This window comes from Haloprofundus marisrubri (genome assembly GCF_001469955.1).
In the GTDB taxonomy this organism is placed as follows: Archaea; Halobacteriota; Halobacteria; order Halobacteriales; family Haloferacaceae; genus Haloprofundus; species Haloprofundus marisrubri.
The window spans coordinates 137,704-148,010 of record NZ_LOPU01000040.1; the positions used below are offsets into that span (position 1 = coordinate 137,704).

At 62.2% G+C, this 10,307-nt stretch carries 9 protein-coding genes and 1 pseudogene; 8 read left to right on the forward strand and 2 right to left on the reverse strand.

All coding sequences use genetic code 11. The features are described 5' to 3' along the window. The first annotated feature begins 313 nt into the window (after window positions 1–313). Together AUR64_RS19330 and AUR64_RS19335 are read left to right on the forward strand one after the other, a co-directional pair. On the forward strand, window positions 314–733 hold the full coding sequence (locus tag AUR64_RS19330) for a DUF7475 family protein (RefSeq protein WP_240479643.1): 420 nt from the start codon (window positions 314–316) through the stop codon (window positions 731–733). Further along, window positions 730–1,227: a halocyanin domain-containing protein gene (locus AUR64_RS19335; protein WP_058583610.1), complete on the forward strand. Its 498-nt coding sequence runs from the start codon at window positions 730–732 to the stop codon at window positions 1,225–1,227. Before AUR64_RS19330 ends, AUR64_RS19335 begins: the two co-directional genes overlap by 4 nt. A 684-nt stretch (window positions 1,228–1,911) precedes the next feature. Here AUR64_RS19335 and AUR64_RS19340 read toward each other — a convergent pair. Further along, a complete protein-coding gene (locus tag AUR64_RS19340) occupies window positions 1,912–2,835 on the reverse strand; it encodes a PH domain-containing protein (RefSeq protein WP_071391328.1) in 924 nt (307 codons plus the stop codon). A gap of 2 nt (window positions 2,836–2,837) precedes the next feature. Then, window positions 2,838–4,352 carry a hypothetical protein gene (locus AUR64_RS19345; RefSeq protein ID WP_058583611.1) on the reverse strand — a complete coding sequence of 505 codons (1,515 nt, stop codon included), beginning with the start codon at window positions 4,350–4,352 and terminating at the stop codon, window positions 2,838–2,840. Between the two features lie 221 nt (window positions 4,353–4,573). Between AUR64_RS19345 and AUR64_RS19350 the strand changes: the two genes are divergently transcribed. From AUR64_RS19350 to AUR64_RS19375, 6 genes and pseudogenes are all read left to right on the forward strand, one after another. Continuing rightward, window positions 4,574–5,254, forward strand: a complete 681-nt coding sequence (locus AUR64_RS19350) for a hypothetical protein (protein WP_058583612.1) — start codon at window positions 4,574–4,576, stop codon at window positions 5,252–5,254. A gap of 173 nt (window positions 5,255–5,427) precedes the next feature. Then, window positions 5,428–6,429 carry a Cdc6/Cdc18 family protein gene (locus AUR64_RS19355; protein ID WP_058583613.1) on the forward strand — a complete coding sequence of 334 codons (1,002 nt, stop codon included), beginning with the start codon at window positions 5,428–5,430 and terminating at the stop codon, window positions 6,427–6,429. Between the two features lie 438 nt (window positions 6,430–6,867). Further along, on the forward strand, window positions 6,868–7,437 hold the full coding sequence (locus tag AUR64_RS19360) for a hypothetical protein (protein WP_058583614.1): 570 nt from the start codon (window positions 6,868–6,870) through the stop codon (window positions 7,435–7,437). 98 nt (window positions 7,438–7,535) lie between these two features. After that, window positions 7,536–8,600, forward strand: a complete 1,065-nt coding sequence (locus AUR64_RS19365; protein WP_205628435.1) for a TIGR00341 family protein — start codon at window positions 7,536–7,538, stop codon at window positions 8,598–8,600. After that, window positions 8,597–9,763, forward strand: a complete 1,167-nt coding sequence (locus AUR64_RS19370) for a hypothetical protein (protein WP_058583615.1) — start codon at window positions 8,597–8,599, stop codon at window positions 9,761–9,763. Before AUR64_RS19365 ends, AUR64_RS19370 begins: the two co-directional genes overlap by 4 nt. A gap of 309 nt (window positions 9,764–10,072) precedes the next feature. Further along, window positions 10,073–10,307, forward strand: a pseudogene (locus AUR64_RS19375) (DUF2182 domain-containing protein); the annotation flags it as partial.

Here is a 10,307-nt window from a genome sequence, read left to right on the forward strand (position 1 = left end):
ACGCTTGCGGAACCTGTGTATCTCGGAGTCGCCCGCCAACAAGTTGATAACCACTCGGCTCCCGGTCTCAATTGCGTCCGTCCCCAACGACGCAGCTGTTCATAGGTTTGGTATCCACCGTTCGGCGGGGGAGTCGTCTCCACTCCCCGTCGAAATCACACGGACCCGCCGAATCGCGGCACTCCCCGCTTCGATTCGTGGAGAGTGCCTTCGGTGTGTCGTCCATCTGATTGTTTCATCGAGTGAGCACCGCTCACTGGCTGAAAAGTTGTCAGCGGGAATGATGATACGCGTAGCGGCCGAATACTGGTGTATGAGATACTCACTCCGACAGATGGGCAGTATCGCTTTCGAATCGCGTGGCGAACCGATGACTCGATTGCACTGGGCCGCCGTTGGCCTCGCGGGCATCACCGCCGGGGTCCACCTCTACCTCTACTCGGTGCAGGGATTCCTCCCGTTCCTCCTCGCAGGACTGGGCTTTCTCGGCGCGGTAGTGCTACTGGTCGCGGGTGTGAACCGCCGCCTGCTCTACGCCGTCGGCGTTCCGTTCACCGCCTCACAGATTGCCGTCTGGTTCGTCCAGGGGATGCCCGAGTTCGCACTCGGCGTCGCCGACAAAACCGTTCAGGTCGCGCTCATCGGGATACTCGTGTACCTGTTCGTCGCCGAACGGACCGCAGCGAAAGATGTCGTCGAACCCGAACCCGCTCCGACGGTGGTGGCGCGATGAGCAACACGCTCGCAGACCTACGAACCACTCGCCGAGCGTATCTGAAAGCCGCCGGAGCCGTGACGCTCGGCCTCTCGGTGCTCGCCGGATGCAGTGCACGCGGTGCACCCGACTCACCATCGGGTCCGCTGCTGGCGTCGGAACCAGCGTACGGTGACTGGTTCAGCGGCGTCGACGCCTACGAAGGGACGTTCGACATGCGCGAGCAGTCGTCGGTCACTGTCACTGTCGGCGCGAAAGACCGGATGGGGTATTTCTCGTTCGACCCGGCGGCAGTCGCCGTTTCTCCGGGAACGACCATCACGTGGGAGTGGTCCGGCGAGGGTGGCGGCCACGACGTCGTCGAACTCGACGGCCGGTTCAGTTCCGGTGCGCTCGCCGACCACGCGGGCCACACGTTCTCGCACGTGTTCGACGACCCGGGTATCTACCCGTACTACTGCACGCCGCACCGCGCGATGGGAATGAGAGGTGCGGTGTACGTTCTCGCATAGTTCCTGTCGCGGTTTCGAGGCGGCCGGAGACGACGATTTTGACAAACGTCCACATTTGTCCTAATGGTAACACCTAACACAGAGCCGTGCGATACCGTCACTGCAGCGTTACGCGGCGTTGCACGAGCACCACGCCACGCTTGGTCACGCGGCGATGGTGACAAATCGTCAGACGGAATCACGGGACTGAATGGGAGTCACGGCCCAGTCGGTCCACCACTGATTCTCCACGTACCCAAAACCAGAGAAAATTCCACACGCCGACGAATGAGTATATTGTCTGACGCATGACAACACCACGAACGATGCTGAGTCTTATACGCGTGCTTTGCTAGTTGTTCATCGCCGGTGTGAGGGATATCTCATACTGGGACGACAGAGGCATCCGTCATCGTCGCGTCCCCGCAGACGGGATTTTTCGTGTTCGAGGCACTCATCCTGTCGACGCGAACGTCCGGATGTAGAGCGTGACTATCGGCCGCCGATACCTGCTAGCGATGGCCTCTGCCGACAAATTGATGATTCTCTGGCCGATATCAGCAGACGGGCGGAAGGTACTGTGTTTGGTTAGGTTCTTGCACTGATACTCCCCGCCCACTTTCGGCTGACCAGTTCTCTCGTCGCTCGATATCCGATAGCGGCGCGTCGACAATCGATCCGACGTACACCCAGTGTCCCGACCGACTACCGACGCTGAGACTGCTCGGTCCGGTCGTTCTCACTCGTCCGATTCGAACTCTCCCGACGTTCCCGTTCGACCGCCGTGTGACCGTCGCGTCGCGCCTCCTCGACGTCGTTTTCGAACTGGAACTCGTCGTTGGACTGATCGACGTCCCCAGATGTATCCGCCGGCAGCGACTCCCTCGTTGCGTCCGCGTCGGAGGGATTCAGTTCGCGCCGGTCGTCGACGGCGGTCACGTACTCGTCTCTCTCGTCGGGTTCGTCGCCGAGTTGCGCTCGAATGTCGTCTGCGAACTCCGTGGAGTCGTACACCTCGTCGATGGTGACGGTGAGACCGCCGGACGCGCCCGCTCTGACGTGGACGCTGCCGATTCCGGCCAGCGACTCCCGCATCGACTGTCGCTCCTCGACGGCTCGAACCTTCTCCATCGGGAGTTCGTTTCTGACGAGCGAGAGGAACCGATACTCCTCCATCACGCGCTGGTTCGTCACGAGGTACGTCGTGAGCGTGTTCCGCCAGTAGCGGTGGATGCCCGTCGAGAACAGATACAATCCCACGCCGAACACGAGCGTCGGGTAAACGAGCGGATACTCGGTGAAGTACAGAAGCGAGATGCCGCTGGCGAGAAACGGGATGGCGGCGAACGCCTGTGCGAGGGCGTTTCGCTGCGCGGGGTCTCTGTCGTCGACGAACCGTTCGCGCGGCCGCATCGAGGGTGCTGGCGGGGCACCGACGAACTGAACGTAGAGTCCGATTCCACAGACGAAAAGCCCGAATACGGCGAGTACGACGCCAGCTATCGGCGGTGCGGTCGACTGGCCGTCGACGAGCGGGTACTGCGTCTGGAACCCGTAGATGTAGCCGCCGACGGCGACGAACGGTAGCCCGAACAGTGCGCTCCACAGTGCTGGAAGTCCTCGTGACATGGTTATCGACTCTTGAGCATCTCGTAGGCGATTCCGAACACGGACGTGGCGATACCGATGAGCGTGAGCGTCGTCTCGTCCATCGACGTTCCGCCACACTCGCTGAAGAACCCGCGCTGACACGTGCTTTCTCCGTCGTTGTCGGCGTCGGTGTCGCCGTCGTCCGGCGGCGACTCACCGGCCGGGGTAAACGTCGCCGGCGGCGGCGTCTCCGTCTCCGTCTCGACGGGTGCGTAGACGGTGACCGGTCGGGTCTCCAGCGCGTCGTCGCCGACCCACACGCCGTGGGTCGTCTCCTGTGACGACACCGGAATCGCGGCGCGTTCGACCTGGTCGTAGCTCAACTCGAACTGCACCGTTCGTTTCTCGCCGATGGGTACGCGGACCCATTCGGTGGCGACGATGGCGTCGTCCAAGCGGTACGACAGTTGCCCTTTGAAGTCGCTCGACCCGACGTTTCGGACGGTCATGTTCACCCGAACGGGTTCTCCGGGGCGCACGTCGTTCGCCACCTCGAACCGTTCGACGGCGAGTGTCGACGCGTCTGCGCTCGGGCCTTCGACGACGCGCATCTCGCCGCCCCGTCTCGACTCGCCGGTGACGACGGCGTGGTTGTGGGTGGTTTCGTTCCGGACCGACCCGACTGTCTCTTCGACGTCGGCGAGCGAAACCTCGAAGGCGACTTGTCGCTGCTTGCCGGCACCGACGGTGACGGTTTTCTCGGCGATTTCGTAGCCGTCGAACTCGTAGCTCACCGTTCGCGTGATGGTCGTCTGACCGGGGTTCTCGACGGTTGCGAGGACGATGTACGGTTCACTGTGAGAGAGTTCCGTCGGCGCGTCGAACGTCCGCATCGTGAAGTCGACGTCGGGCGTCACCCGAACCCGCGCCGCCGCCCCGTGACCCGTCTCGTTTTGCACGCCGTGGACGTAGCTCCCGGGAGCGGCCGACCCGCCGCGCTGTTCGACCGCTGCGAGCGACGAGGTGAACGAAACCCGCGTCGATTCTCCGGCGTCGAGCGTCACCTGCTCTGTGGCGACGACGGTACCGCCGAACGTGTAGTTCACCAGTTCGGTTCCGGTTCCGGTTCCGCGGTTCGTCACCGTCGCCGCGACGTCGATTCGGTCACCGCGTCGAACGGTCGACTGAGTCGAGAGATTCGAAACCACGAAACTAGTGTCACCGCTTGCTTGTCCGTCGGACGTCGTCTCCGCAGATGTCGTTTCTGCGGGCGTTGCCGTTGGTGGGGTTGTGGTCGGTGTCGCCGGTTCCGTCGTCGGTGCCGACGTACTCGGTGCGTTCGTTTCGGTCGTCTCAGTACTGCTCTGACTGGTCGTCTCGTTCGTCGTCTCCGTCGCCGACTGCTGGGCGACGACGCCTCGCTCGCTCGCCGGGTCGATGCCGTCGCTCCTCTCGGAGACGACAGTCGCTGCGACCGGTGCTCCCATCGCGGTGAGGAGGGCGAAAACGAGCGCGACAGTGATGACCACCGAGCCAATGTCGCGCGTGGATGACATTCTATCCGTGCTTCCGGATTCGTGTTATAAATAGTTTCTTCTATCGTAATTGTTCCAACGATAAGTCAGAAAAAGAGAAAGTATTACAAAAAAGAGATTCAGAAATTCTGAATAGGGGTTCACCACGAGTTCGACTCGCTCGGTATCGGAGGGAGTCTCAAAACTCAAAGGAACCTTTGTGCTTACGCCGGGGTTATCTCCTCACCGGTCAATCTACTCGTATGTCCCCGACACGACGAACGATGTTGAAAACCGTAGGAATGCTCTCCGCTGCGGCGCTCGCCGGTTGTACCACGAGTGCAGACTCCCCGGGAAGCGGAAACGACTCCGACGGTCAGAACGGCACCGACGGCGACGGAAACGACTCTGGGCTCCCCGGGAGCGGAGACGACTCCGGAAACGCGAGCGGAACGCGGCCCGAGGGTACCGGCGGTCCGGGCGTGCTCATCACGAGCACCGACGACGCGCCGGAGTTACCCATCGTACCGAGCGTTGAACTGACCCGAGACGTCGCCACCGAGGAGCACCCCCCGCAACTACGCGTCACGATAACCAACGAGAGCGACCAGTCGGTCCGACTCGGCGAAGGCCGAGACGTGTTCTTCGAGTACGTCGCAGACACCGACAGATACCTGACGTTCCTGCCGGCAGACGGCGAGTACGACGCCGAAGCGGGCTGTTGGCGCCTCGCCGAACCCATCATGATTACCGAGGAGTATCAGACGGTGACGATTGCGGCGGGCGAGTCGATGGAAAAACTCGTCGACCTCTACGCGACGCCGGGCGAAGACGCCTGCCTGCCGGTCGGCGAGTTCCGGTTCGAGACGACGTACGCTATCCTCTCGGAGTCGATGGAGTCCGAAGCACAGGCGACGTGGGGCTTCTCGCTTTCGTTGGAGTAAAAACGGCCTCTCTAGGCCGTTCCCTGTAGCTTCGGGCTTTCTCACGTTTCTCTCGTTCTTCCTATCCTTCCTGTTCCCACCGTTTCGGCGACCGTGACCGTATTCACAGGGAGACCGTTGAAATATCTTCACGTCGGCACGGTTTTATTATCCTCTCCGATAATCGTGTAATCATGATTACCGACGCTCGGGTACTTCAAGCGGAATTCAGCCCGAAAGAAGTCGAGCATCGTGACCAGGAGGTCGACGTGTTGTCGAGTGCGTTAGAGCCGATTGTGGCCGGTCAACCCGGCGAGACGGCACTCATATTCGGTCCGTCGGGTGCGGGAAAGACCTGTATCGCGCAGTTCACCGTCGGTCGGTTGCAGGAGGCCGTCGGCGAGATGAACCAGCAGTACGTCAACTGCTGGCAGGATTACACGCGCTTTCGCGTTCTCTACCGTGTCCTCGAAGGAATCGGGCGGGCCGCCGACGTACACAGACAGTCGACGCCGCGCGACGAACTGTTAGAGCGTCTCCGAAAGTACGACGGCCCGCAGTACGTCGTCATTCTCGACGAAGTCGACCAACTGGAGGACCCTCGTGTACTGTACGACCTCTACAGGATGTCGAACATCTCGATGGTGCTCATCACGAACCGCGAGGAGGAACTGTTCGCACAGATGGACGAACGCCTCAGCAGTCGCTTCGGGAGCAGCGTCCGCATCCAGTTCGAACGCTACACGCTCGACGAACTGGTATCGATACTTTCCGCGCGCGCACGATGGGGACTTGTCGCGGACGCCGTCGGCAGACAGGAACTCGCGCTCATCGGGGACGCCGCGGCGGGAGACGCTCGCGTCGCAATCGGTATCCTCCGAAACGCCGCCCACAGAGCGTCGCGGGAGGGAGTCGACGAGATTTCCGTAGACGTCGTCCATCAGTCGATACCGGACGGCAAAGACGAAGTCAGACAGAAGACTATCGAACAGTTCACCGAGCATCAACAGATACTGTACAACGTACTCGTCGATGCGGGAGAGACCCAACCGGGTGAACTGTACGACCTGTACTGTGAACGCGTCGACGACCCGAAGACCCGCCGCACGATTCGGAACTACCTCTCGAAGATGGACCACTACAAACTGGTCGTCTCCGACGGCAACGGACGCAACCGGACGTACCGCTTGCGCTGACTGACCTCGACGCCAGCGGCGAATCCGGAAATCCGGAAACCCGGAAACGAACACCAAGACGACGCGACCTGTTCTCCGTACTCTCGTCTCGCCACCGCAGAAACCACTCATACGGGCGTCTCCCGCTCGAATAACTCCGTCTTTCTTGCGCGTATAGCCCATACCTGAGACACCCGTCCGACCGATTCCGGAATTTCCGGAAACACCTCTGAACCGTATATCCGACGTCGGCTTGTACTGTTCTGTATGGTTCAACCCACTCGACCGACGAACCGGTGGCGTCCGACCGATGGCGGTCATGTCACCCGGATAGTACTATTATTTTCACAAAGTGCGTGAGATATAACTAAGGCAAACGTATCGGATTTGTACGCCCGGCCCGGACGACGCGCGTTTGCGCGGATGACCTCCCGGCCGTGACAGTGACGACGACAGACAATGAGAGGACTCAACGCATTCTGCCCCAAGAGCGGTGCACCGCTCTCGACGAACAGCCACTACGACCAGCGCGGCCGAAAATCGCGGGCCGTCGAAGCCGACGACGCATCCCAACGGGCCGGAACCGTCGGGGAGCTAACGAACGGCGCTCGGCGGTCGTCGCGGACGGCGTTGTTCCGCCACTTCCGACGAACGCACGAACGGTACTCCGACCCCGATGCGACGCTGTACCGGGACGCGACGCTTGCACTGCGACGGCTCAAGGCGGCGGCGAACGGCCGACAGGAGTGGGACGATATCGTCTGGTTCGCCCTTCACACCCGGCTTAGCAGAAAGCCCCACGACGTCGACTGGATGCTCCCACACGCGGACCTGTACTGCCCTCGATGCGGCGGACGACTCCGATACGTCGACTACGATGTGGGCGACGTGTTCGCTACCTGTGTCGTCGACTGTACCGGAGATAGAGCCGACCGACTCGACGAGATACGCACCATCGTCGCGGACCTCTACGCTGCGACGTATCCCGACGAACGCACCCTCGACCCGACGACGCTACTCGTTTTCTGAGCGTTCCTGCAACCCGTTGACCCGCGCGAACTCGGGCAGAGACGTCCGTCGACGCCCCTGTCACACCCGCGACTCACACCCCTCACCAAATGTCCGACATGATGCACGAAGACATGCGATTGCTCGAAGTGATGACGTTTTCGGAGGCGACGCACCGCAACGTCGTTTCGCTTCTCGACGAGGACGACCTCGACTACGTCGTCACCGACCACACCGAACGGCCCGGTGCGTCCGCCGTCGTCTCGGTGCCCCTCCCGACACAGACGGTCGAACACGTCCAGAGCCGTCTGGAGACGCTCGACGCCGACGAGATGTACACCGTCGTCGTCGCCCCCGAAGCGGTCGTTTCGACGGCCGACGACGGCGACCGAGCGTATCGACGCTACGAGGCGCTCGAACACGGCGGTATCTCCAGAAACGAACTGGAGTCGAAGGCGGCCGACCTCATTCCCGACCTCGGCACGTACGCGGTGATGACGGCCATCAGCGCCCTCGTCGCCACCGCCGGTGTGTTGATGGGGTCGGCGACGGTGCTCGTCGGCGCGATGGTCATCGCTCCCATCATCGGCCCGCTCATGGCGACGAGCGTCGGGACGGTGCTGGACGACGACTCGCTGTTCGGCCGGAGTCTTCACTACCACGCAGTCGGCGGACTCACCGCACTCCTGAGCGCGGTGTCGTTCGCGGCGCTCGTCCGCGAGACGACGTTCGTCGCGCGGACGTTCGAGGTCACGGAACTGGTTCGCGTCGGCGGGCACACCGCACCGCAGTTGCTCTTGCTCGTCATCGCACTCGGTGCAGGCACTGCGGGCGCGCTCAGCATCTCGACGAGCGGGACGCTCGACCTCGTCGGCGTAATGATTGCTGCGGCCGTCGTCCCCCCGGTCGGCGTCGCGGGTGTCGGCATCGCGTGGGGACAACCAGTGGCGGTGTTCGGCGCGTCGGCCGTCGTGCTCATCAACGTCCTTTCGGTCTGTCTGGCCTCGATACTGACGCTGTGGTATCTCGGTTACCATCCCGATGGATGGGCACAGCTCAGAAAAACGCGCACGCGGATGCTCGTCCGTGTCGCGGTTATCGGCGTTAGCATCGTCGCACTCGTCGCGTTCTTGGACCTCGTGGCCAGCGGGTCGGCCGGCAGCCTACTGGGGGTGCTTCGATGAGCGACTCCACGGCGGGACCCGAGAGGGAAGTCGAAGCTGATGCTCTCAGAACCGAGCGGTTGCGAGACGTGGCCTCTGTCGCCTACAGCGTTCTCTCGTTTCTCCTGCGCTTCGGCTGGCGTCTCGGTCAAATCGCCGTCACGGGCGCAGCCGTCGTCGTCGCCGTTGCCACCGACAAATCCCGTCGCCGGGCGTTCAAACAGTGGTTCTTCCTCGAAGGCGACCGGTGGACCATCGTCGGTGGCATCACCGCCGCCGTCTTCCTCATCACGTTCGTCCTCGCGCGCACGGACATCGTCGGTGTCGGACAGAGCGGATTCGTCACCAACATGTTCAGTGCGTTCATCTCGGGGCTGTTCTCGTTCGTCCCAATCGTCATCACGGTGAACCAACTGACCGTCTCGCAGTTGATGGAGTCGCCGAAGGGACTCCGCGAGCAGATACGTGGCGTTCGAACCCTCCGAACCGAATTGGGAGCACTTCAGGACGGCGACGGCCCGTCACCGACAGAACCGGCGCTGTTTCTGAGCGGTGTCGTCGAGAGCCTCCGGCGACGAACCGCCGAACTCCGGCGTCTCGTCGACGGATTCGACGACGACATGGTCGATGTGGTCGACGAACTCGTCGACACCGTCGACAGAGAGGCCGACGAGATTCGCTCCCGACTCGACGGGAGTCACCTCAGACTCATCGTCGTGTTGCTGCCGATGATGGGCGGCCCCTACTCCGAGTCCATCAACCGGATTCGACGGATTCGAGCCGAACGATACGACGAACTCCCCGGACGGGCCGTCGACTTGCTGGACGAACTCGAAGAGTTGCTGCTCTCGTTGGACGTGCTCAGACAGTACTTCAAAGCCATCTACATCCAGCAGGAGCTGTCGAACCTCTCACGGCTCATCGGCTACTCCGGCGTCGGCGCGTTCTTCGTCGCCATGTACGTCATCATGGTGTTCGCCAACGGCGAACCGCTGCCGAACGCGCCGGTGTTACTCGACGGCCTCGTGAGCCTCGCTATCACGCTGGAGGCGATTCCGTTCGTCATCCTGCTGTTGTTCGTGCTTCGTATCGCCACCATCGCCAAACGAACCGCCGCACCCGGAGCGTTCACGCCGCGCGAAGAGACGCCCGAACGAGCGTGGAATCGCCCGGAGGAACCGTGAATCCGTCTGCGTACTGGGACGAACGTGAGCGAAACGCGGCGTGCTGGCACTCGTTGCCGCCGCCGTGCTGAGGCCCTACACCACTACACCACCGACGGGCCGTGAGCAGCCTCCCCGGTTGGACGCTACGACCGGCCACCGCCGTTCCCCTTGCGACGACAGCCGACTTCCCCTCCGAACCCGCCCCGAATCGGGGCTTCGAATCCTCAGAAACCAGCTATGTCAGAGACCATTCGACAGACTGTAAAACGTAGTATCGAACGCATTTCGGCCGTCTCCGCGGGCGGCTTTCCACGAACCACGACAGCGATGCTTGCCACGACAGCCGTGCTGTGGACTGCCCTCTTGAACGGGTGGCTCCCGATGCCGATGATGGGTGCACCCGGGCCGATGTCCGCGCCCGGTGTTCCCGAGGCCATCGGCACTGCCAATGGCTTCTCCGGAGCCACCGCCTACCTTCTGATGTGGGGCGTGATGATGTCGGCGATGATGTATCCCGCGATGACGCCGTTCGTCCGCCGATACGTCCAGCAACTCGGCGGGT